Annotated in this window: 22 protein-coding genes; 5 read left to right on the top strand and 17 right to left on the bottom strand. The window is 73.1% G+C overall.

The genetic code is table 11. From position 1 onward, the window contains the following. A partial coding sequence (locus APR03_RS19525) for an ABC transporter ATP-binding protein (RefSeq protein ID WP_253838374.1) occupies positions 1 to 633 on the top strand: 633 nt, incomplete at its 5' end. 194 nt (positions 634 to 827) lie between these two features. Next, positions 828 to 2,129 carry a DUF4032 domain-containing protein gene (locus tag APR03_RS19520; RefSeq protein ID WP_253838373.1) on the top strand — a complete coding sequence of 434 codons (1,302 nt, stop codon included), beginning with the start codon at positions 828 to 830 and terminating at the stop codon, positions 2,127 to 2,129. Here APR03_RS19520 and rlmB read toward each other — a convergent pair. The 4 genes from rlmB to APR03_RS19500 are packed head-to-tail and all read right to left on the bottom strand — an operon-like array spanning position 2,126 to position 7,116. Beyond that, positions 2,126 to 3,115 (bottom strand): 23S rRNA (guanosine(2251)-2'-O)-methyltransferase RlmB, encoded by a 990-nt coding sequence (gene rlmB / locus APR03_RS19515; RefSeq protein ID WP_253838371.1) that lies wholly within the window; start codon positions 3,113 to 3,115, stop codon positions 2,126 to 2,128. The genes APR03_RS19520 and rlmB overlap by 4 nt on opposite strands. 46 nt (positions 3,116 to 3,161) lie before the next feature. Continuing rightward, positions 3,162 to 4,586 carry a cysteine--tRNA ligase gene (cysS, locus tag APR03_RS19510; protein ID WP_253838370.1) on the bottom strand — a complete coding sequence of 475 codons (1,425 nt, stop codon included), beginning with the start codon at positions 4,584 to 4,586 and terminating at the stop codon, positions 3,162 to 3,164. A 19-nt stretch (positions 4,587 to 4,605) separates the two neighbouring features. Beyond that, positions 4,606 to 5,862: a low temperature requirement protein A gene (locus tag APR03_RS19505; RefSeq protein ID WP_253838368.1), complete on the bottom strand. Its 1,257-nt coding sequence runs from the start codon at positions 5,860 to 5,862 to the stop codon at positions 4,606 to 4,608. A 36-nt stretch (positions 5,863 to 5,898) separates the two neighbouring features. After that, complete coding sequence (locus APR03_RS19500) at positions 5,899 to 7,116, bottom strand: type III PLP-dependent enzyme domain-containing protein (RefSeq protein WP_253838366.1); 1,218 nt, start codon at positions 7,114 to 7,116, stop codon at positions 5,899 to 5,901. Positions 7,117 to 7,162: 46 nt separating this feature from the next. Here APR03_RS19500 and APR03_RS19495 point away from each other — a divergent pair, with 46 nt between their 5' ends. Then, on the top strand, positions 7,163 to 8,503 hold the full coding sequence (locus APR03_RS19495; protein ID WP_253838364.1) for a D-arabinono-1,4-lactone oxidase: 1,341 nt from the start codon (positions 7,163 to 7,165) through the stop codon (positions 8,501 to 8,503). A gap of 7 nt (positions 8,504 to 8,510) precedes the next feature. Here APR03_RS19495 and APR03_RS19490 read toward each other — a convergent pair whose 3' ends face one another. The 4 genes from APR03_RS19490 to APR03_RS19475 all read right to left on the bottom strand — a co-directional run bounded on the left by APR03_RS19490 (position 8,511) and on the right by APR03_RS19475 (position 10,981). Further along, the gene (locus tag APR03_RS19490) at positions 8,511 to 9,113 is read right to left on the bottom strand and encodes a TetR/AcrR family transcriptional regulator (RefSeq protein ID WP_253838361.1); all 603 of its coding nucleotides are present in this window, start codon (positions 9,111 to 9,113) and stop codon (positions 8,511 to 8,513) included. Beyond that, positions 9,110 to 9,685 carry a 2-C-methyl-D-erythritol 2,4-cyclodiphosphate synthase gene (gene ispF, locus APR03_RS19485; protein WP_253838359.1) on the bottom strand — a complete coding sequence of 192 codons (576 nt, stop codon included), beginning with the start codon at positions 9,683 to 9,685 and terminating at the stop codon, positions 9,110 to 9,112. Before ispF ends, APR03_RS19490 begins: the two co-directional genes overlap by 4 nt. Further along, a complete protein-coding gene (ispD, locus tag APR03_RS19480) occupies positions 9,682 to 10,398 on the bottom strand; it encodes a 2-C-methyl-D-erythritol 4-phosphate cytidylyltransferase (RefSeq protein WP_253838353.1) in 717 nt (238 codons plus the stop codon). Before ispD ends, ispF begins: the two co-directional genes overlap by 4 nt. Positions 10,399 to 10,498: 100 nt before the next feature. Then, complete coding sequence (locus tag APR03_RS19475; RefSeq protein ID WP_020017968.1) at positions 10,499 to 10,981, bottom strand: CarD family transcriptional regulator; 483 nt, start codon at positions 10,979 to 10,981, stop codon at positions 10,499 to 10,501. Positions 10,982 to 11,319: 338 nt separating this feature from the next. Between APR03_RS19475 and APR03_RS19470 the strand changes: the two genes are divergently transcribed. After that, positions 11,320 to 11,844: a hypothetical protein gene (locus APR03_RS19470; protein ID WP_253838351.1), complete on the top strand. Its 525-nt coding sequence runs from the start codon at positions 11,320 to 11,322 to the stop codon at positions 11,842 to 11,844. A gap of 51 nt (positions 11,845 to 11,895) precedes the next feature. Here the strand turns inward: APR03_RS19470 and pstB are convergent, their stop codons facing one another. The 6 genes from pstB to APR03_RS19440 form a co-directional block, all read right to left on the bottom strand. Beyond that, entirely contained in the window at positions 11,896 to 12,675 is a 780-nt protein-coding gene (gene pstB / locus APR03_RS19465; protein ID WP_253838342.1) for a phosphate ABC transporter ATP-binding protein PstB, read from the bottom strand. Positions 12,676 to 12,720: 45 nt separating this feature from the next. Further along, positions 12,721 to 13,683 (bottom strand): phosphate ABC transporter permease PstA, encoded by a 963-nt coding sequence (pstA, locus tag APR03_RS19460; RefSeq protein ID WP_253838336.1) that lies wholly within the window; start codon positions 13,681 to 13,683, stop codon positions 12,721 to 12,723. After that, positions 13,683 to 14,690, bottom strand: a complete 1,008-nt coding sequence (pstC, locus tag APR03_RS19455) for a phosphate ABC transporter permease subunit PstC (protein WP_253838335.1) — start codon at positions 14,688 to 14,690, stop codon at positions 13,683 to 13,685. Before pstC ends, pstA begins: the two co-directional genes overlap by 1 nt. A gap of 118 nt (positions 14,691 to 14,808) precedes the next feature. Further along, a complete protein-coding gene (pstS, locus tag APR03_RS19450) occupies positions 14,809 to 15,927 on the bottom strand; it encodes a phosphate ABC transporter substrate-binding protein PstS (protein WP_372494957.1) in 1,119 nt (372 codons plus the stop codon). A gap of 165 nt (positions 15,928 to 16,092) precedes the next feature. Beyond that, positions 16,093 to 16,791, bottom strand: a complete 699-nt coding sequence (locus APR03_RS19445) for a response regulator transcription factor (protein ID WP_253838332.1) — start codon at positions 16,789 to 16,791, stop codon at positions 16,093 to 16,095. Then, positions 16,788 to 17,999, bottom strand: a complete 1,212-nt coding sequence (locus tag APR03_RS19440) for a sensor histidine kinase (protein ID WP_253838330.1) — start codon at positions 17,997 to 17,999, stop codon at positions 16,788 to 16,790. Before APR03_RS19440 ends, APR03_RS19445 begins: the two co-directional genes overlap by 4 nt. Positions 18,000 to 18,173: 174 nt before the next feature. On the opposite strand from APR03_RS19440, the gene phoU reads away from it, so the two are divergent. Then, entirely contained in the window at positions 18,174 to 18,821 is a 648-nt protein-coding gene (gene phoU, locus APR03_RS19435; RefSeq protein ID WP_253838328.1) for a phosphate signaling complex protein PhoU, read from the top strand. Between the two features lie 128 nt (positions 18,822 to 18,949). Here the strand turns inward: phoU and APR03_RS19430 are convergent, their stop codons facing one another. Genes APR03_RS19430 through APR03_RS19420 form a run of 3 tightly spaced genes read right to left on the bottom strand, consistent with a single transcriptional unit; the run spans position 18,950 to position 22,092 of the window. Continuing rightward, positions 18,950 to 19,690 (bottom strand): phosphoglyceromutase, encoded by a 741-nt coding sequence (locus tag APR03_RS19430; protein WP_253838327.1) that lies wholly within the window; start codon positions 19,688 to 19,690, stop codon positions 18,950 to 18,952. 54 nt (positions 19,691 to 19,744) lie between these two features. After that, on the bottom strand, positions 19,745 to 21,034 hold the full coding sequence (gene mshA, locus APR03_RS19425; RefSeq protein WP_253838324.1) for a D-inositol-3-phosphate glycosyltransferase: 1,290 nt from the start codon (positions 21,032 to 21,034) through the stop codon (positions 19,745 to 19,747). Then, the gene (locus tag APR03_RS19420) at positions 21,034 to 22,092 is read right to left on the bottom strand and encodes a lactonase family protein (protein WP_253838323.1); all 1,059 of its coding nucleotides are present in this window, start codon (positions 22,090 to 22,092) and stop codon (positions 21,034 to 21,036) included. Before APR03_RS19420 ends, mshA begins: the two co-directional genes overlap by 1 nt. Between the last annotated feature and the right edge of the window lie 87 nt (positions 22,093 to 22,179).

Below are 22,179 nucleotides of genomic sequence, written 5' to 3'. Positions count from 1 at the left end.
CTGTCCAACCTGGACGCCAAGCTGCGCGTGCAGACCCGCACCCAGATCGCCTCCCTGCAGCGCCGCCTGGGCGTGACCACGGTCTACGTGACCCACGACCAGACCGAGGCCCTCACGATGGGTGACCGGATCGCGGTCCTCAACGGCGGCATCCTGCAGCAGGTCGGCACCCCCCGGGAGATGTACGACCGGCCGGCCAACGTGTTCGTGGCCGGGTTCATCGGCTCCCCCGCGATGAACATCGGCACCTTCGACGTCAAGGACGGCTCGGTCAAGGTCGGCTCGGCCAGCGTCCCGCTGGAGCGCTCCATCGCCTCCGCGATCCCCGACGGCGACAACGGCAAGGTCACCCTCGGGTTCCGGCCCGAGTCCCTGGACGTGGTCTCTTCCGGCACCCCCGGATCCTTCGAGGTCGAGGTCAACCTCGTCGAGGAGCTCGGCTCGGACGCGTTCGTCTACGGCTCCCTCAAGGGCGACGCCGCCGACGTGGACCTCTCGGCCGGCGACACCAACCAGGTCATCGTCCGCATCGACCCCCGCGGCGTGCCGGACAAGGGCGACGTCATCTCCGTGTCGATCCAGGCCGGACACTCCCACGTCTTCTCCGCCACGTCGGGCGAGCGCCTGGGCTGACCCACCCCCCTTCGCCGAGATAGAACCGTGGCGAAGTAGAACCGTGGCGAAGTAGAACCGTGGCGAAGTAGAACCGTGGCGAGATAGAACGCTAGCAAGAGCCGGCGTTCTATCTCGCCACAGTTCTATCTCGCCACAGTTCTATCTCGCGCCAGCGAACCGCACCGGCGGTCCCGTCGTTCAGAATGGTGCCCATGCCCCAGCACAACCTCCAGATCACCGCGGTCGCACCCGACCCCGCGCTGCTGGACCTCCCGTGGGACGTACCGCTGATCGACTGGCCGGACGAGGTCCTGGCGGCGCTGCCCCAGGGCATCTCGCGGCACATCGTCCGCTTCGTGAACCACGGCGGGCGCGTCATCGCCATCAAGGAGATCGGCGAGACCGTCGCCTACCGCGAGTACGAGCTGCTGCGCCAGCTCCACCGCATCGAGGTGCCCTCGGTGGTGCCCGTGGGCGTCATCACCGGCCGCCGGGCGCCCGACGGCGAGCGGCTGGAGGCCGTGCTCGTCACCGAGCACCTGTCGTTCTCGCTGCCCTACCGCGCCCTGTTCAGCCAGGACCTGCGCCCCGACACCGCCACGCGCCTCATCGACGCCCTCGCGGTGCTGCTGGTGCGCCTGCACCTCGTGGGCTTCTACTGGGGCGACGTGTCGCTCTCCAACACCCTCTTCCGGCGCGACGCCGAGACGTTCGCCGCCTACCTGGTGGACGCCGAGACCGGCGACATGCACCGCCGCCTCACCGACGGCCAGCGGAACTACGACGTCGACCTGGCGCGCACCAACATCATCGGCGAGCTCATGGACCTCGCGGCGGGCGAGCTGCTCGACGAGGAGGTCGACGAGGTCGCCATCGGCGACGCCCTCGTGGAGCGCTACAACGAGCTCTGGAACGCGCTCACGGGGTCGGAGGCGTTCGGCGCCGACGAGCGCTGGCGGGTGGCCGCCCGGATCGAGCGGCTCAACGACCTCGGCTTCGACGTGGGCGAGCTCGAGATCACCACGGACATCGACGGCACCACCGTGCGCATCCAGCCCAAGGTGGTCGACGCCGGACACCACTCCCGCCGGCTGCTGCGCCTGACCGGGCTCGACGTCCAGGAGAACCAGGCGCGCCGCCTGCTCAACGACCTCGACAGCTACCGCGCCGCGACCGACCGGCAGAACGACTCGGAGCAGATCGTCGCCCACGCCTGGGTGCGCCAGGTGTTCCGCCCCACCATCGACGCCGTGCCACGCGAGATGCGCCGCAAGCTGGAGCCCGCCCAGCTCTTCCACGAGATCCTCGACCACCGCTGGTTCATCTCCCAGCAGGCGCAGCGCGACATCCCGCTGCCGGAGGCCGCGCGGTCGTACGTCGAGAACGTGCTGCGCCACCGCCCGGACGAGGACGCCGTGCTCGGCCTCACCCCGGGCGAGGCCGAGCCGGGGCCGGCCGAGCTGGGAACGGCCGAGCCCGGGCCGGCCGAGCTGGGAACGGCGCCCGAGCCCTAGCTCGCGGCCGACCGCTGCCGGGCCACCTCGTACAGGGTGATGCCCGCGGCCACGGCGGCGTTCAGCGACTCCGTGGTCGCCGCGATCGGGATGGACACGATCGCGTCGCACGCCTCGCGCACCAGGCGGGACAGGCCCTTGCCCTCGGACCCGACGACCAGCACCAGCGGGTCGGTCGCGTACGCGAGCTCACCCACCGGCATGTCGCCGCCCGCGTCGAGCCCCACCACGAAGCAGCCGGCCTTCTTGAGCTCGGCGAGCTCGCGGGCCAGGTTCGTGGCACGCGCCACGGGCACGCGCGCCGCGGCGCCCGCCGACACCTTCCAGGCCGACGCCGTGACGCCTGCCGCCCGCCGCTCGGGCACGAGCACACCGTGCGCCCCGAACGCCCCTCCGGACCGCAGCACGGCGCCGAGGTTGCGCGGGTCGGTGACGTTGTCGAGGGCCACGATCAGCGGCGGCTCGCCGGCCGCGGCGGCGACGTCGAGCAGGTCCTCGGTGTCCCGGTAGTCGTACGGCGGCACCTTCATCGCCACGCCCTGGTGCACGGCGCCGTCGGTGATCCGGTCCAGGTCGAGGCGGGACGCCTCGAACATGGGGAGGCTGCGCTCGTGCGCGATCTCCAGGATCTCCTGCGTGCGGTCGTCGGACTCCAGGCGCGAGGCCAGGTAGATGCCCTCGGCGGGCATCTCGGCGCGCAGCGCCTCCAGCACGGAGTTGCGCCCGGCCACGACCTCGGCCGCGCCGGCCCCCTTGCGGCCCGCACCGCGCCCGCCCGGGGCGCCGGGGCGCCGCTGGGCGGTCGCGGCCCGCTTCTCGGCCGCGATCTTGCGCTGGTGCGCCGGGTGGTAGGTACGGTCCTCCGCCTTCGGCGTGGGGCCCTTGCCCCGCAGCGCCTTGCGGCTGTGCCCGCCGGTGCCGACCTGGGCACCCTTCTTGGAGCCGGCCTTGCGCACCGCTCCGGCGCGCTTCGAGTTGCCTGCCATCGTGTCTCTCGTCTCTCAGCCGGTCGGCGACCGGCCGGTCGTCAGATCAGGACAGCGCCCAGCGGGCGCCGTCGGCGGAGTCCTGGACCTCGATGCCGGCCGCCGCCAGGCGGTCCCGGATCGCGTCGGAGGTGGCCCAGTCCTTCGCGGCGCGTGCCTGCGCACGCGCCTCCAGCTCCGCCGCGACGAGCCCGTCGAGGGCCGTCGCGTACCGGTCGTCGCCCGACGTCGACCACTGCGGGTCGGCCGGGTCCAGGCCCAGCACGTCGAGCATCGCGCGCAGCGTCACGAGCTCCTCGCGGACCTCGGCGTCGGTCCCGGAGGCCAGGGCCGTGTTGCCGGCCCGCAGGTGCTCGTGGACGACGGCGAGCGCCTGGGGCACGTTCAGGTCGTCGTCCATCGCCGCCGCGAACACCTCGGGGACCTCCGCCTTGGCGACCTCGTCGGCCGGCACGCCACCCACGCGCTCCGAGGCGCGCGTGACGAAGCCCGACAGGCGCTCCCACGTGGTGCGGGCCTCGTCCAGCGTGTCGGGCGCCCACTCGAGCATGGACCGGTACTGCACGGCGGCCAGGGCGTAGCGCACGACCGGGGCGGGTGCCTGCTTCAGCAGCTCGCTGACGAGCAGCCCGTTGCCGAGCGACTTCGACATCTTCACGCCCGCCTGGGTGACCCAGGCGACGTGCATCCAGCGCTGGGCGAACCCGTAGCCGGCCGCATGCGACTGCGCCTGCTCGTTCTCGTGGTGCGGGAACCGCAGGTCGAGGCCGCCGCCGTGGATGTCGAACGTCTCGCCCAGGTACCGGCGGGCCATGGCGGAGCACTCCAGGTGCCAGCCGGGCCGGCCGCGCCCGTACGGGGTGTCCCAGGACGCCGACTCGGGCTCGCCCGGCTTGGGGGCCTTCCAGAGCGCGAAGTCGTGCGGGTTCCTCTTGTCCGCGGCGGCGCCGCCCGTCGCCTCGGCACCCTCCTCGGGGCTCAGGTCCTCGACCTTCTGCCGCGTGAGCTCGCCGTAGGCGGGCCACGAGTGCACGTCGAACCAGACGTTGCCCTCGCCGGTGGTGTAGGCGTGCCCCTTCTCGACCAGCCGCTCCATGAGCGCGACCATCTCGGGCACGCTGCCCGTGGCGCGCGGCTCGTAGGTGGGCGGGATGACGCCGAGCGCGTCGTACGCCTGGGTGAACACACGCTCGTACAGCGCGGCGTGCGCCCACCACTCCCGGCCGGCGGCGGCCGACTTGGCCAGCACCTTGTCGTCGATGTCGGTGACGTTGCGGATCAGGGTGACCTTCAGGCCGCGCCGCGTGAGCCAGCGGCGCAGCACGTCGAACGCGATGACCGGACGGAGGTGGCCCACATGGGGTGGTGCCTGCACGGTGGCGCCACACAGGTAGATGCCGACCTCGCCCGGGGTGAGGGGGGTGAAGTCGCGCACCTCGCGCGCAGCGGTGTCATACAGGCGAATAGTCACCTGTCAAGGGTACCGGCGCTCAGGCCCCCTTTTCCTGCCCGAGCAGGCGTGCCATGTGCTCGTGTCCCCGTAGCTCGTACCCGACCACCGAGACGACGGGCGCGAGCATCACCAGGAGCAGCGCCCACGGCATGGGCAGCCCCGCCGCCGCGGTGGCGACGGAGGCGGCGAGCACCGTCGCCGTGCCCAGCACCAGGTACAGGTGCAGGGGCACCACGGTGCGGGTCAGGATCCAGAGCTGCAGGTAGTCGGCCACGACGAAGACGAGCACCGGCACCGCGAGCGCCAGCACGGTGCCGACGGCGCCGACGTGCGACTCCTCCTCCAGGTAGAAGGCCGCGACGTGCAGCCCGGCCCCGACGCCGGCCAGCGCCGCGAACACCACGATCTGCCCGTAGCCCCAGGCGAAGGACCGGTCCCGGTGCCGGTGCAGCATCTCGGCGTCGGGCGTGAGGTAGTACGTCCACCACAGGCCGAAGGTGAGGCCGGTGCCCGCGAGCGCCACGAGTGCGGCGTCGAGCGTCCACCCGGACTCGTGCACGACGGCGGACAGCGACGCCACGGTGCCGATCACGCCCTCGCCGAGCGTGATGATGGCGAGCAGCCCGTACCGCTCGGCGATGTGGTGGGGGTGCCAGGGGGTGGGCAGCCCGCCCGGCCGGTCGGTGCGGCGGCGTTCGGCCAGCCAGGGTCCGGTCATCTCGGCGACGCCGAGCAGCACGCCGGCCACGAGGAAGACGGTGACGCTGACCGGCGCGACGGCCAGGATCAGCCACCCCACCTGGGTGACGACGAGGGTGCGGGCGTACGCGAGGCACGTGGCGCGGTACTCGGGCGCCTGCCGGGCCGCGCGCAGCCACTGCACGAGCATGGCCAGCCGCATCACGACGTACCCGGCGACCATGACCTCGTTGTGCACGCGCTCGCCCTCGTCGAGGGACCCGAACAGCGCGGGCAGGCCGAGGGCGAGCACGACGACGCCCGTCATCTGGACCATCGTGGTGACGCGGTAGAACCAGTCGTCGGTGTCGAACGCCGAGGCGAACCACGTGAAGTTGATCCAGGCCCAGCAGATCGCGAACATCGAGAACGCGAAACCGATCACGCCGGCCGCGACGTGCCCCTCGGCCAGGAGGTGGGCGCCCTGCTCCCCCGCCACGCCGAACCCGACCACGAACGCGAGGTCGAACAGCAGCTCAAGCGGGGTGGCGGTGCGCGCCGGCTCGTGCGGGTCGCGGCCCGTCATGGGCCGGTTGCGGTGGTGCAGCGTGGGCATGGGTCAGTTCTACCCGACATCGGCTACTTGACGTGGCTACCCGAAGTTCTTGGCCTCGCCGCGGTAGGTCGGCACGGTCTCGACCACGTCGGCGCCGCGCACCAGGTGCACCTGGTCGAACCGCTCCATCATCTCGCCGGCCTTCGCGTGCCTCAGCCACACGCGGTCGCCCGTGCGCAGGCGGCCGTCGGGTCCGGTGCCGCGGCTTGCGCGCAGCGGGGTCTGCACCTCGCCGGCACCCTCGGTGCCGCTCAGCGCGTAGCCGGGGGTGAACAGCCGCGGCAGCCGGGAGGCCCCGGCCTTGCCGGACGCCGCGTAGCCGCCGGAGAACGCCGTGACCCAGCCGGGTGCGGGCTCGCGCACGACGTCGAGGCCGAAGAACGCGGACGGCCGCGCCTCGAAGGAGCGGTAGTCGTCGAACAGCCCGGGGCAGAACAGGCCCGAGCCGGAGGTCACCTCGGTGACGCCGGGGGCGGAGCCGCTCACCTCGATCGACCCCGTGCCGCCCGCGTTGACCAGCTCGACGTCGTGCCCGACGGCGTCCCGCACCGCGGCGAGGATGCGGACGCGGCGCTCGTTGACCGCGCGCATGGACAGCCGCTTGACCAGGCGGACGGCGGGGCTCGTGTCCGGCAGCCCGGCCACCTGCGCCTCGTAGAACATGAGGCCGCGCACCGCCAGGCCGTGCGCCTGCGCCACGGTCGCGAGGGCCGCGACGTCGGCGGGCTCGCGCAGCGGCGACCGGCGGACGCCGAGGTGCGCGGTCAGCGGCCCGGCCCCGACCCGCAGCGAGCAGTCGACGTCCAGGCAGACCCGGACGGGCTGCGGCTCGGCCCCGCCGTCCGCCCCGCGGACCCGCTCCTGCGCGGCGGCCACCAGGGCGAGGTGGGCGGCGTCGTCGACCATCAGGGTGATCTCGGCGCGCGCCACCGGGTCGGCGGCCAGGGTGGCCAGCGCCTGCGCGTCCACGGTCGGGTAGCCCACCAGGACGTCGTGCACGCCCTCACCGACCAGCCACAGGGCCTCGCGCAGCGAGTACGCCATCACGCCGGCGAACCCGTGTCCCAGGGCGCGGTCGACGAGCGCGCGCACCCGGACCGACTTGGACGCGACGCGGACGGGGACGCCGTCGGCCCGCTTGAGCAGGTCGAGCGCGTTCGCGTCGAACAGGTCGAGGTCCACGACGGCGACGGGCGCGGGCAGGCCGGAGGTGGCGGCGGTCAGCCGTGCGGCGGTCCCAGCGGCGGAAGTCATGCCCGAACGCTACTCCTTGCATACCGAACCGTGGCATAGTGCGTCGATGATCTGGACGAACTGGGCGCGCACCGCCTCCGCCACCCCCGTGCGCCAGGTGCGCCCGGCCACCGAGGAGGAGCTGTCGGACGCCGTGCGCCAGGCGGTGCGGGACGGCCTCACCGTCCGCCCCGTCGGGGCGGGGCACTCCTTCTCTGCGGCGGCCGCGACGGACGGCGTGCAGGTCGACCTGGAGCGGCTCACGGCCCTGCACCGCGTCGAGCGCGACCCCGCGACGGGCAACGCGCTCGTCACGGTCGGCGCCGGGATCCGGCTGCACCAGCTCAACCGGCTGCTCGCCGAGCGCGGCCTGGCCATGCAGAACCTCGGCGACATCGACCGGCAGAGCATCGCCGGCGCCGTCTCGACGGGCACGCACGGCACGGGCGCCCGGTTCGGCGGCCTCGCCACCCGGGTGCGCGCCCTCACCGTCGTGGGCGCCGACGGCGAGGTCAGGCACTGCAGCCCCACCGAGAACGCCGACCTGTTCGAGGCCTCCCGGCTCGGCCTCGGCACGACAGGCGTGCTGAGCACCGTGACGGTCGAGGCCGTCCCGGCCTTCGACCTGCGGGCGACCGAGGACGTGCAGCCGCTGGACCACGTGCTGGGGCACCTCGACCAGCTGGTGGACGAGGCCGACCACTTCGAGTTCTTCTGGTTCCCGACCGCACGCCGCGTGCAGACGCTGACCAACACGCGCGTCGCCCCGCGGGCCGAGCACGGCCGGCCGGCCCGCGCGGGGCGCCGCGTGCTCGGCGCGGCCGGCGCCGTCCGCACGTTCGTCCACGAGGAGGTGCTGTCGAACGCCGGGCTGGAGCTGGTCAACCGCACCGCCACGGCCTTCCCGGCCACGACCCCCACCCTCAACCGCTTCGCCGCCCAGGCGCTGCGCCCGCGCACCTACACGGCCCCCTCGCACGAGGTGCTGTGCAACCCGCGGCGGGTGCGGTTCCGCGAGACGGAGTACGCCGTGCCGCGCGCGGTCGTGGTCGACGTGCTGCGCGAGCTCGACGGGTGGCTGCGCCGCACGGGCGAGAACGTGCCGTTCCCGCTCGAGATCCGGTTCGCCCCGGCCGAGGACGTGTGGCTGTCCACGGCCCACGGCCGCGAGACCGCGTACGTGGCGGTGCAGCAGTACTGGCGCCTGCCGTACGGGCGCTACTTCGACGCCGCCGAGCAGATCTTCGGGGCCGTGGGCGGGCGCCCGCACTGGGGCAAGATGCACACCCGCGACGCCGGCTACCTCGCCGGGCAGTACCCCCGCTTCGAGGACTTCCGGCGCACGCGGGACGCCGCGGACCCGGACCGGGTGTTCTCGAACGCCTACACCCGGCGCGTCCTGGGCTGACGCGCCGCTACTGCTCGGGCCGCATCTCGTCGAACACGTCGCGCGCCAGGACCGCGAACCCCTCGCGCGCCGCCTCGTCGTCCTGGTCCACCATCCAGGCGAGCTCGATGCCGTCGATGCGCAGCGCCGTCATCCGCGCGAGGTCGCCGATGTCGGTGGCCCAGGTGACGCCGGCGACGTCGGCCAGCCGCTGCAGGTACTCGCGCGTCATCGCGATGCTCTGCTTGAGGTGCGCCTGCGCCACCTCGCGCAGCACGGGGGTGCGCGCGCCGGACACGGCGAACTCGAAGGTCAGCAGGCGCATGTGCTGGTGCTCCTTGAGGCCCACCAGGAGCGCGTCGACCGTGGCCGACGCGAGCGCCTTGCGGTCCGGGCCCACTTCGAGCGCGGCGATCACCGGCTCCGACGCCCGCATCGCGATGCTGCGGCCCATGGCCCGCAGCATGGCGTCCTTGTCGTCGAAGCAGTAGTGCACGGTGCCCAGCGAGATGCCGGCCTCCTGCGCTACCCGGCGCACGGTCACCGACTCGACCCCCTCGCGCAGCGCGACGCTCAGGCCCGCCTCGACGATCTCGGCCCGGCGCTGGTCGAGCGGCTTGCGCTTGTTCATGCCCTGCCCTCGCGGACCTCGCGGACCCCGCCGGCCCCGCCGGACCCACCCGTCCCGCCGTGGGGCACGACGAGCGCCGTCGCGACGGCCGCGATGCCCTCGCCGCGACCCGTGAGGCCGAGCGCGTCGGTCGTGGTCGCGGTCAGCGAGACGGGCGCGCCCGCGGCCGCGGACAGCGCCGCCTGAGCCTCGTCGCGCCGGGTACCGACCCGTGGATGATTTCCGATCACCTGGACTGCCACGTTACCGATGATGTACCCCGCAGCCCGGACGCGCCTCGCGGCCTCCGCGAGCAGGGTGCTCCCGGACGCGCCGGCCCACTCCGGGCGGCCGGTGCCGAAGTGCGACCCGAGGTCGCCCAGACCCGACGCGGAGAACAGCGCGTCGGCGGCCGCGTGCGCGGCGACGTCGGCGTCGGAGTGGCCGGCCAGGCCGCGCTCCCCCGGCCAGTGCAGGCCGCCGAGCCAGAGCTCGCGGTCCGAGCCGTCCGGCGCGAACGCGTGCACGTCGACGCCGATGCCGGTGCGCGGCAGGGGGTACGGGGTCTCCGGCGTGCCCGGCGCGTCGGTCATGCGATGGTCTCCTGCAGCACGAGGGACGCGAGCCACAGGTCGCGTTCGGTGGTGATCTTGAAGGCGGCCGCGTCCCCGGCGACCATGTGCACGGGCTCGCCCAGGGCCTCCACGAGACCCGCGTCGTCCGTGGCCGCCAGGTGCTCGGCGGCCGCCCGCGCGGCGCCCGACCGGTGCGCGCGCACCAGCAGGTCGCGCGCGAAGCCCTGGGGCGTCTGCACGGCGCGCAGCGACGCGCGGTCAGGGGTGCCCGTGACCAGCTCGGCGTCGCCGTCGGGGCAGACCTGCTTGACGGTGTCGGTGACCGGCAGCCCGGGTACGACGGCGCCGTGCCCGCCGCGGACGGCGCCCACCACCCGCTGGACGAGGTCCGCGGGGACGAGGGGCCGTGCGGCGTCGTGCACCACGACGACGTCGTCGCCGGGGTCGGCCAGCGCCAGGCCGGCCGAGACCGAGGCCTGACGCGTGGGACCGCCGTCCGTCACCCGGACCGGGACGAGCACGTGGGGGTCGCCGGCGAGGAGCTCGGTCATGACACCCACCAGGCCGTCGGGTGCGGTGACGACCAGGGAGTCGACGACGCCCGACGCGGAGAGGCGTCGGGCGGCGTGCAGCACGAGCGGGAAGCCGTCCAGCTCCACCAGAGCCTTGGGCAGGTCACGCCCCAGTCGGGATCCTGAGCCGGCGGCCGTCAGGATTGCAAGGGTCGTCATCTCGTCGAAGGTCCCCACAGGATCTTGGTTGAGCGAAGGATCCCGTGGGGCGCGAGGTCCGGACGAGTTCGTCAGACGTGCGGGGGACCCTGTGGGTCGGTCAGGAGGCGAGGACCTCGTCGAGGATCGCTTCCGCCTTCTCCTCCTCGGTGTGCTCGGCCAGCGCGAGCTCCGAGACGAGGATCTGCCGGGCCTTGGCCAGCATGCGCTTCTCGCCCGCGGAGAGACCGCGGTCGGCGTCCCGGCGGGACAGGTCGCGGACGACCTCGGCCACCTTGATCACGTCGCCGGAGGCGAGCTTCTCGAGGTTCGCCTTGTACCGGCGCGACCAGTTGGTCGGCTCCTCGGTGTACGGGGCGCGCAGCACCTCGAACACGCGGTCGAGGCCCTCCTGGCCCACGACGTCGCGCACCCCCACGAGGTCGACGTTCTCCGCCGGGACCTCGATGGTGAGGTCGCCCTGGGCAACCTTGAGCTTCAGGTACATCTTCTCTTCGCCGCGAATCTTGCGGGTCTTGATCTCTTCGATCAGCGCCGCGCCGTGGTGCGGGTAGACAACCGTCTCGCCTACTGTGAACGTCATCTGCAGATGTCCCCTTTCCCTGACACCAGGTTACCACGGCGTGATCTGCAGAACTTGCGCCCTTGGCGCGGTACGGGCATGATTTGCGGCTGCGTTTGCCCAGGTCAGCAGCGTGGTACAGGGGCGGGGAGCACGGGTCGGACACCCGGCGGGCTCGATCGGATCGTTCCGGAGCCGTGACCGTCGCCACGCTCTGACCGGGCGTTTCGCCGCCGCCGTGAGGCGCGGGCACCCCCTGTCGGCCACTAGGATGTGGCGGGGATCCGCCCGTCCGGGCCGGACCGGACACCACGCCGGATCTCACGCCGAAGACTTCGCCGAAGACCAGGGAGTTCACCGTGTCCCGTCGCGCCACCGCCGCCCGAGGCGCCCGCACCATCGCCCTCGCGGCGGTCTCCGCCACGGGGGCCCTCCTCCTGGCGGCCTGCTCGCCGACCACGACGGCGCTGAACTACGACCCGTCGGACGGCACCGGTGTCTCAGTGCTCGGTGAGGACGACCGCGACCTGCGGGGCATCAACCTGATGGTGGTCTCCGCGGGCGAGGGCGAGCCCGGGAACCTGCTGGGCGCGCTCGCCAACGAGACGGCGCAGGACGCGTCGTTCACCCTCGAGGCGCCAGGCTCCGCGCCGGTCACGCTGGACGTGCCGGCCGGCGGCACCGTCTACCTGGGTACCGAGACGGGCGAGACCGTGACGCTCGACGCCGTGGGCGCCGCCCCGGGCGACTACCTCGACGCGGTGCTCTCCGTGGGCGCGGACAGCGCCGAGTTCCCGCTCCCGGTGCTCGACGGCACCCTGCCGGAGTACGCCGACCAGCTGCCGGCGGCGCAGCCGTCGCCGTCGGCCTCCCCCACGCAGTGACCGACCCCTGCCGAGGCGGTCGTCCGACGACCACCTCGGCAGGCGGCCGGCTCAGCCGAAGCGGCCCGAGACGTAGTCCTCGGTGGCCTTCTCGGCGGGCGACGAGAAGATCGTCGCGGTGTCGTTCATCTCGATGAGCCGGCCCGGCTTGCCGGTGCCCGCGATGTTGAAGAACGCCGTCCGGTCGCTCACGCGCGCGGCCTGCTGCATGTTGTGCGTGACGATGACGATCGTGTAGTCCTTCTTGAGCTCCTGGATCAGGTCCTCGATCGCCAGGGTGGAGATCGGGTCCAGGGCGGAGCACGGCTCGTCCATGAGCACCACCTGCGGCTTCACCGCGATGGCGCGGGCGATGCAGAGGCGCTGCTGCTGGCCGCCCGACAGGCCCGAGCCGGGCTTCTCCAGGCGGTCCTTGACCTCGTTCCACAGGTTGGCGCCGCGCAGGGACGACTCGACGAGGTCGTCGGCGTCCGACTTCGAGATGCGCTTGTTGTTGAGCTTCACGCCCGCGAGCACGTTGTCCCGGATGGACATCGTGGGGAACGGGTTGGGGCGCTGGAACACCATGCCGACGGTGCGGCGCACGGCCACCGGGTCGACGTCGTCGCCGTAGAGGTCGACGCCCTCCAGCTCCACCGAGCCGTCGACGCGGGCACCCGGGATCACCTCGTGCATGCGGTTCAGGGTGCGCAGGAAGGTCGACTTGCCACAGCCCGACGGGCCGATGAAGGCCGTCACGGACCGGGGGTCGATGGTCATGGAGACACCCTCCACGGCGAGGAAGTCGCCGTAGTAGATGTTCAGGTCCTTCACGTCGATGCGCTGTGCCATCGGATCATTCCTTCGTTCGAGCTGCGGCGGGGTCGGGTCTGCGCGTCAGCGCAGCTTCGGGGAGAACCACCGGGTCACGAGGCGCCCGATGAGGTTGAGGAGCATGACGATGACGATCAGCAGGAGCGCGGCGGCCCAGGCCCGGTCGAAGTTGATGTCGACCAGGCAGTCGAGCGCACCCTCCTGGCAGGGCACCGGGCCCTGCCGGTACTGGCTGAAGATGTAGACCGGCAGCGTCATCATGCGGCCGTCGAACGGGTTGAAGTTGATCGAGTCCGAGACGCCGGCGGTGATGAGGATCGGCGCGGTCTCGCCGATCACGCGCGCGACTGCGAGCAGCACGCCCGTCGTGATGCCGGCCACCGAGGTGCGGAGCACGACCCGGACGATCGTGAGCCACTTGGGCACGCCCAGCGCGTAGGACGCCTCGCGCAGCTCGTTCGGGACGAGCTTGAGCATCTCCTCGCAGGAGCGCACGACGACGGGGATCATGAGCACGCTCAGCGCGACGGCCGCGATGATGCCCAGCTTGGCGCCCGGCCCCAGGAAGATCGAGAACAGCGCGAACGCGAACAGGCCCGCGACGATCGACGGGATGCCGGTCATCACGTCCACGAAGAACGTCGTGGCGCGGGCCAGCGCGCCCCGGCCGTACTCGACCAGGTAGATCGCCACGAGCAGGCCGATCGGCACGGAGATCACCGTGGCGGTCAGCGTGATCATCAGGGTGCCGACGGCTGCGTGGTACGCGCCACCCATGTCCATGCCGCCGAAGACGCCGCGCATCGACGTCAGCAGGAAGTCGGCGTCGAACCGCTCGGCACCGCGCAGCACCACGGTCCACAGCAGCGACACCAGCGGGACGACGGCCAGCGCGAAGGCGCCGTAGATCAGCACCGTCATCGCGCGGTCGGCCCGCCGTCGCCCGGGGTCGGCGGCGGTCAGCAGGGCGCGCGTGCGCTCGGCGGTCTCGGTGGTGGTGGCCGCGGTCGGCGACGTGGCGCTCATCAGTTCGCTCCCGAGAATTCCTTGCGGCGCGCGACGATCGCGCGCGCGGCCATGTTGACCACCATGGTGATGACGAACAGCGCGAGACCGGTGGCGATCAGCACGTTCACCGCGAGCCCGCTGGCCTCCGCGAACCGGGACGCGATGAAGGCCGCGATGGTCTGCTGCTGGCCCGAGTCGAAGATCTGGAAGGAGTAGAGGATTCCCGGCGACAGGATCATGAGCACGGCCATGGTCTCGCCCAGCGCGCGGCCGAGGCCGAGCATCGCGGCGGAGATCACGCCCGAGCGGCCGAACGGCAGCACGGCCGTGCGGATCATCTCCCAGCGGGTGGCGCCCAGGGCGAGCGCCGCCTCCTCGTGCAGCGTGGGGGTCTGCAGGAAGACCTCGCGCGAGACGGCGGTGATGATCGGCAGGATCATGACCGCGAGCACCACGGACGCCGTCGCGAGCGACCGGCCCGTGTTCGTCACCTCGACCGTCCAGAACGGCAGGACGTCCAGGACGCCCGCGACCCACACCCACACGTCGCTGATGACCGGGGCGAGCGTGCGCCCGCCCCACAGGCCGAACACCACGGACGGGATCGCGGCCAGGAGGTCGATCACGTAGCCGATCACCGACGCCGCACGACGCGGTGCGTAGTGCGAGATGAACAGCGCGATGCCGATGGCCACCGGGGTCGCGAGCAGCAGCGCCATGGCCGCGGCCAGGAGCGTGCCGAACACGAGCGGGCCCACGAGGTCCCACAGCGAGTCCATCCCGGTCGGGAGACCGCCCCGGTCACTGAGCTCGTCCGGCGAGGCGGTCAGCGCGGGCAGGCCCCGCGCGACGAGGAACACCGCGACCGCGGCGAGGACGAGCAGCAGGAACGCGCCCGACCCGGTGGCGACCCACCGGAACACCCTGCTGAAGCCGCGCTCGGTGTCGCCGGTGCGACGGCGTCGCCGCGCGGGCGCGCGCGCCGGGCCGGGCCGGGCGTCCGGCGGACTGTCGGTGGTGGTCACAAGAGCTCCTCGATGCTCGTCGGGGGGAGGCGGTGCCGACACGGCTCAGCCGGTGGCCGGGCCGCCGGCGCCTGGGGCGCCGGTCTGCCCGGCCACCGGCCGGAGATCGCGTGGTGGGTCAGCCGACCGTGATGGAGTCGATGGCGGCGGCGACCTGCTCGGCGGTCTCCGCCGAGATGGGCGAGCTGCCCGCGGCCTCGGCGGCGGCCTGCTGGCCCTCCTCCGACGCCTGGTAGCCGAGGAACGCCTTGACGAAGCTGCCCTGCGCCTCGTCCGAGTAGCTCGTGCAGGCGATGGCGTACGACACGAGCACCAGCGGGTACGTGCTCGGGTCGGTCAGCGTGCGGTCGACCTCGATCGCGAAGTCGTGCTCGGCGCGGCCCTCGACCCGCGGGGACGCGTCCACCGTGGCGGCGGCGGCCTCGGCCGAGAACGGCACGAACTCCTCGCCGACCTTGATCGACGCGGTGCCGAGCGTGCCGACCTTGGAGGCGTCCGCGTAGGTGACGGCGCCCTCGGTGTCGGTGACGACGCCGATCACGCCGGAGGTGCCCTCGGCGGAGTCGCCGCCCTCGAGCGGCCAGACGCCGTCGGGCTCCTCGGTCCAGGCGTCGGGAGCCGTCGCGGACAGGTACTCGGTGAAGTTCTCGGTGGTGCCCGAGTCGTCCAGGCGGTGCACCGGCGTGATGTCCAGGTCCGGGAGGTCGGCGTCGGGGTTGTCGGCGGCGATCGCCTCGTCGTCCCACTTCTTGATCTCGCCGGTGAAGATGTCGGCGATGACCTCGGAGGAGAGGTTCAGCGAGTCGACGCCCGGCAGGTTGAAGGCCACGGCGATCGGGCTCACGTAGATCGGCAGGTCGATGGCGCCGTCGGGGCCGCAGACCTCGGTGGACGCCTCGAGCTCCTCGTCGTCCAGGGCGGAGTCGGAACCGGCCCACTGCACGCCGCCGGCGAGGAACTGCTCGCGGCCCGCGCCCGAGCCGGCCGGGTCGTAGTTGATCGTGGCGTCGGGGTTGGCGGCCTGGAACCCGGCCACCCAGGCCTCCATCGCGGACTCCTGGGAGGAGGCGCCGGCGCCGGCGAAGTCACCGGAGACGGCCTCGGCGCCCCCGGTCTCGGCACCGGTGGCGCCCGTCTCGGGGTCGCTCCCGCAAGCAGCGAGGCTCAGCGCGAGCGCGCCCACCATGACAGCGGAGCCAACGCGGGGGAATCGGCTGATCTTCACGTGTCGATCCATCCTGTTCAGGTCTGTACGCGCGGCGATCGCCGCAGCGTCACTCGGGACGCTAAGGAGCGGGGATGACCTGATCCCCAGGTCCGGGTGAACGGACGGTGAACAAGCCGTCACGGAGGGGGTGATCCCCGCCACGTCCGGTGCCGGAACAGGAAGGAGCCGGGCGGTTCAGCCCTCGTCGTCGGCCAGCTTGTAACCCAGGCCGCGCACGGTGAGGAGGTACTTCGGCGTGCCCGGGTCCGGCTCGATCTTCGAGCGGATCCGCTTCACGTGGACGTCGAGCGTCTTGGTGTCGCCCACGTAGTCGGCGCCCCAGACCCGGTCGATGAGCTGGCCACGGGTCAGCACCCGCCCGGCGTTGCGCATCAGGAGCTCGAGCAGGTCGAACTCCTTGAGCGGCAGGGCCACGCTCCGGCCGGACACCACGACGGTGTGCCGGTCGACGTCCATCCGCACGGGGCCCACCTCCAGCACGCCGTCCTCGTCGTGCCCCGCGGACTCGCTCGGCTGGCGGCGGCGCAGCACCGCCCGCACGCGGGCGAGCAGCTCGCGGTACGAGTAGGGCTTGGTCACGTAGTCGTCGGCGCCGAGCTCGAGGCCCACCACCTTGTCGATCTCGGAGTCCTTCGCGGTCAGCATGATGACCGGCACGTCGCCGCGCGCCCGCAGCTCGCGGCAGACCTCGGTGCCCGACAGCCCGGGCAGCATGAGGTCGAGCAGCACCAGGTCCGCCCCCTCCGCGTCGTACGCGGCCAGCGCGGCGTTGCCGTCGGCCGCCTCGACCACCTCGAAACCCTCGCGGGTGAGCTGGTACGTCAGCGGGTCCCGGTAGGACTCCTCGTCCTCCACCACCAGGATGCGCGTCACGCACCCACCTCCTCGTTCGTCGTCGCGTTCGTCGTGGCGTGCGTCGTCGCGCTCGTCATGTCCTCGGCGGCCGGCCGCCGGTCGGCGGACGGGATGCGCAGCGTGAAGGTCGATCCCCGGCCGGGTTCCGACCACATGGTCACGTCGCCCCCGTGGTCGGCGGCGACGTGCTTGACGATGCTGAGCCCGAGACCGGTGCCCCCGGTGTCGCGCGACCGCGCGGGGTCCACGCGGTAGAACCGCTCGAAGACGCGGTCCTGCGCGTCCTCCGCGATGCCGACGCCCTGGTCCACCACGGCGATCTCGACCAGCCCGCCCCGCTCGTTCACGCCGACACCCACGCGGCTGGCGGGCCCGGAGTACGCGACGGCGTTGTCGACGAGGTTGCGCACGGCGGTCACCAGCAGGTTGTGGTCGCCGTAGACCTCGGTGTCGAGGTCGCCGCCCATCGTGATCGCGATGTTCTTGGCCTGCGCCGTGGTGCGCGCCCGGTCGACGGCCTCCTCGACGACGTCGCGGATCGGCACCGGCGTGAGCTTCGGCACCGCGCCGGCCCCCTGCAGACGGGACAGCTCGATGATCTCCTGCACCAGCGCGGACAGGCGCACGGCCTCGCGCTGCATGCGGCCCGTGAAGCGGCGGACGGCGACGGGGTCGTCGGCGGCGTCCGCCACGGTCTCGGCGAGCAGGGCCAGGGCGCCCACCGGGGTCTTGAGCTCGTGGGACACGTTGACCACGAAGTCGCGGCGGATCGCCTCGACACGGCGGGCCTCGGTGCGGTCCTCCGCGAGCACCAGCACGCGGTCGAGGCCCAGGGGCGCCACCCGCACCTGGAGCAGCACCGTGCCCTGGCCCACCGGGCCGCGCGGCAGCTCCAGCTCCTGCTCGCGGATGACGCCGTCGCGCCGCACGAGCGCCACCAGGTCCGTGATGGCGGCGTGCACGAGCGCGTCGTTGCGCACCACCCCGAGCGCGTAGGCAGGCGGCGAGGCCCGCACCACCTCGTCGTCGCCGTCCAGCACGACGGCGGCCGACCGCAGCACCGACAGCACCCGCACCAGGCCTGCGTCGAGCTGGTCGGGCGGGGCCTGGGGCAGGGCGTGCTGCTGCCGCTCGGAGACGCGGAACGCCACGGTGGCGAGCACGCCGACGATCACGCCGAAGATCCCGGCGGCCAGCACCGGTACCCCGGAGATGATTCCGTCCACACGACCAGGGTAGGTCGATGTCCGCACCCCTGATCGACAGGAGCGGACCGTCGGACGATCGCGTCGCCTACTGTTCATGTCAGGGTGGAGGACCGTTAACCTCCCGGTACGACGCTCCGCCGACCCTGGACGGGGGCGTGCGGTCACGCGCGCCCGGAGTGCGAGAGGAAACCGATGCGACAGATCTTCGAGGCCGAGCTCCAGCAGGTCGGCGACGACCTGACCGAGATGAGCAGGCTCGTCGAGTCCGCCGTGACGCGCGCCGGGACGGCGCTGCTGGAGGCCGACCTGCAGCTCGCGCAGGAGGTGATCGCCTCCGACAAGACCATCGACGCCCTCGAGGCCTCCCTCGACGAGCGGTGCGTGCACCTGCTGGCGCAGCAGGCGCCGGTCGCGACCGACCTGCGCGTGGTGGTGAGCGCGCTGCGGATGAGCGCGTCGCTGGAGCGCATGGGCGACCTCGCCCGGCACGTGGCCCAGGTCGCGCGGGGCCGCTACCCCGCGCAGGCGATCGTCCCCGAGGCGCACGACACCTTCGCGGCCATGCACGACGCCGCCGTGCGGGTGGCGCAGCGCACCACGCGGCTGCTCGCGACGCGCGACCTGGAGGTGGCGGAGGCGATCGAGCGCGACGACGACATCATCGACGAGCTGCACCAGCAGACCTTCACCACGCTGCTGTCACCGCAGTGGCGCGGCACGGTCCAGGAGGCGGTCGACGTGACGCTCGTGGGCCGCTACTACGAGCGGTTCGGCGACCACGGCGTCTCGGTGGCCCGCCGCGTCACGTTCCTGGTGACGGGCGACTTCCCGGAGGAGTAACCCCCGCCCGCGCCGAAGTAGAACTGTGGCGAGATAGAACCGGGGCGGAGGTGCTGGTCAGCACCTCCGCCCCGGTTCTATCTCGCCACAGTTCTACTTCGCCACAGTTCTACTTCGGCGCAGCCGGGTCAGCGGCCCTGGTTGGCCACCGCGGCGATCGCGTCCTTCGCGGCCTCCGGGTCGAGGTACGTGCCGCCCGGCTTCACGGGCGCCAGGGTCTCCTCGTCGAGCTCGTAGACCAGCGGGATGCCCGTCGGGATGTTCAGCCCGGCGATCGCCTCGTCGCTGATGCCGTCGAGGTGCTTCACGAGCGCGCGCAGCGAGTTGCCGTGCGCGGCCACCAGCACCGTCTTGCCGGCCTTGAGGTCCGGCACGATCTCGCTCTCCCAGTACGGCAGGGCGCGGTCCAGCACGAGCTTGAGGGCCTCCGTGCGGACGACGGGGGCGTCGGCATAGCGCGGGTCGGCGTCCTGGCTGAACTCCGAGCCCAGCTCGATCTCGGGCGGCGGCACGTCGTAGGACCGGCGCCAGAGCATGAACTGCTCCTCGCCGAACTCCTCCAGCGTCTGCTTCTTGTCCTTGCCCTGCAGCGCGCCGTAGTGGCGCTCGTTGAGGCGCCAGCTGCGCTTGACCGGGATCCAGTGCCGGTCCGCGACGTCGAGCGCGAGGTTCGCCGTCATGATCGCGCGCCGCAGCAGCGACGTGTGCAGGACGTCCGGGGTCACCCCGGCCTCCTTGAGGAGCGCGCCGCCGCGCTTGGCCTCCTCGATGCCCTTCTCGGAGAGGGCGACGTCCACCCAGCCGGTGAACAGGTTCTTCGCGTTCCACTCGCTCTCGCCGTGGCGGAGCAGCACGAGGGTGTAGGTCATACCCCCATCCTGCCCCAGTTTCCGGAACGGGCCGACGGCGGTCCGCCGTGCGGGCTACCGGGCGGCGTGGCGCTTGCGGGCCCGCTCGTACACGTCCAGCATCTCCTCCGCGGTGCGGTCCCACCCGAAGCGGGCGGCCGACGCGCGGGCGCCCTCCGCCAGGCGACCGCGCACGACGTCGTCGTCGAGCAGAGTCTTGAGGGCGAGCGCCCAGCTCGCGGGCTCGTGGTCGGGCACGAGGACGCCGGAGACGCCGTCCTGGACCACCGTGCGCAGCCCGCCGACCGCCGCGGCCACCACGGGCGTGCCGGACGCCTGAGCCTCGGCCGCCACCAGCCCGAACGACTCGTTGTGCGACGGCACCGCCACGAGGTCCACCGCGCGGAAGTAGTCGGCGAGGGTGCCCTGCGGCACGGGCGGCCGCACCAGCAGGTGGCGGCCCACACCCTCCTGGTAGGCGAGCGCCTCCAGCTCACGGACGGCGGTCGGGCGCCCGGAGGCACCGCCGAGCACCACCAGCAGCGGCGGGCGCCAGTCCCAGACCCGCTCCCCGAGGGCCCGCACGAGCACGTCCGGACCCTTGAGGAGCTGCACCCGGCCCGCGAACAGCACGATCTTCCGGTCCGCGGGCAGGTCGAGCCGCTCGCGCAGGGCCGCGGCGTCGGCGGCGCCGTCGGGCGGGCAGAACACCCCGAGGTCCACGCCCGGCTGCACCACGTGCACGCGGGCGGGGTCGGCGCGGTAGTCCCGCACGAGGTCGGCCGCCTCCTCGTCGGTGTTCGCCACCAGGGCGTCCGCCTCGGCCACCACCTGCTCCTCGCCGATCACCCGGCTCTGCGGCTCGGGCGAGTCCCCCGGCGCGAGCGCGGCGTTCTTCACGCGCGCCATGGTGTGCATGGTGTGCACCAGCGGCACGTCCCAGCGCTCGGCCGCGAGCCAGCCCACCTGCCCCGAGAGCCAGTAGTGGGTGTGCAGCACGTCGTACCAGCCCTGCGGGCGGTGCGCCTCGGCGCGCAGCACGCCCGCCGCGAAGGCGCAGAGCTGGCCGGGCAGGTCGTTCTTGTCCAGCCCCTCGTACGGACCGGCGGGCACGTGCACCACGCAGATCCCGGGCGCCACGGCGGCCACCTTCGGCTGGGCCGACGACGTGGCCCGCGTGTAGATCTCCACCTGCGCCCCACGTCGGGCGAGCGCGCGGGAGAGCTCGAGCACGTACACGTTCATGCCGCCCGCGTCGCCCGTGCCCGGCTGCTCCAGCGGCGAGGTGTGCACGGACACCATCGCGATGCGCAGCGGGCGCGTCTCGTCCGGCGCGGCGAGATCGGGCGGCAGGCTGTCGCGCATCAAGCCTCCAGCACGCACGCGGGCGCGGGGAGGGCCAGCCGGTCCGTCACCTCGCCCACGCCCGACGCGAGGTCGAGCCGCACCGCGACCAGCGCGTCGGCACCCTGCGCGGCCACGACCACGGTCTCACCGCCGCCCAGGACGGCGTGGTGGCGCGGCCAGGCGCCGGAGCCCAGGTCGACGTCGGCCACGTTCTCGATCCGCAGGCCCCGGGCGTCCTCGACCCGCAGCACGGCCAGCACGTCCGGACCGCGCACGCCCACGTGCACCAGGTCGCCCGCCACCGTGACGTGCGACGGGTAGCCCGCCGAGCCGTCCGGCAGCGTGCGGGCGGTGATCGCCACGGAGCCGACGTGCTCCAGGCGGCCGGGGCCGGCGGGGACCAGCACGTGCAGGCGGCAGTCGAGCTCGCCCGCCACGAGGACCGTGCCGTCCGCGAGCTCGACCAGGTGGCGCGGGCCGGTGCCGGGCGGCAGCACCGCCGCGACGGCGCCGCTGCCCGACCCGTCCAGCGGGTAGGTGCGCAGCTCGTCGGTACCGAGGTCGGACACGAGCACCCGGTCGCCCCACGGGTGCACGAAGTGGGCGTGCGGCCCCTGCTGGCGGTCGGTGACCGGGCCAGACCCCGCGTGCGGGTAGGTCAGCGCCTCCCCGAGCGCGCCGTCGGCCCCGAGCGTGGCCACGGCGGCCACGCCGTCGCCGTAGTTCGCCACCCAGGCCGCGGTGCCGGTCGTGCTGCCGGGCGTGGTGCCGGCCGCCACCACGTGGCACGGGCTCGTCCCGCCCGAGGCGACGCTCGCGGCGAGGGCGAGCGCGCCGTCGTCGGACACGCGGAACGAGCTGAGGGTGCCGGGCTCCGTCTCGGTGACCGCCAGGAGCGTGCGGCCTGCGGGGTCCAGCGCAAGGAAGGACGGCGCGGCGACGCGCACCGCGAGCTCGGCGCCCGCGAACCGGCCGTCGGCGCCCAGGCCGACGCTCCAGACGCCCTCCCCGGTGCCCGGGGCCGTACCCGTCGCGGGGTAGGTGCCGATCCACAGGGCAGCGGTAGGGATGCTCATGCCGTCAGCCTAGTTCCGCGCACCCGGTGCTCCGGCCCGGCACGCACGACGCCCCGGCCCCCTGGGAGGGAGCCGGGGCGCGACATA

Source organism: Promicromonospora thailandica, from assembly GCF_024171955.1.
Lineage (GTDB): Bacteria > Actinomycetota > Actinomycetes > Actinomycetales > Cellulomonadaceae > Promicromonospora > Promicromonospora thailandica.
Note: the sequence above shows the minus strand (reverse complement) of the source record. Positions and strands in the feature narration are given on the sequence as shown.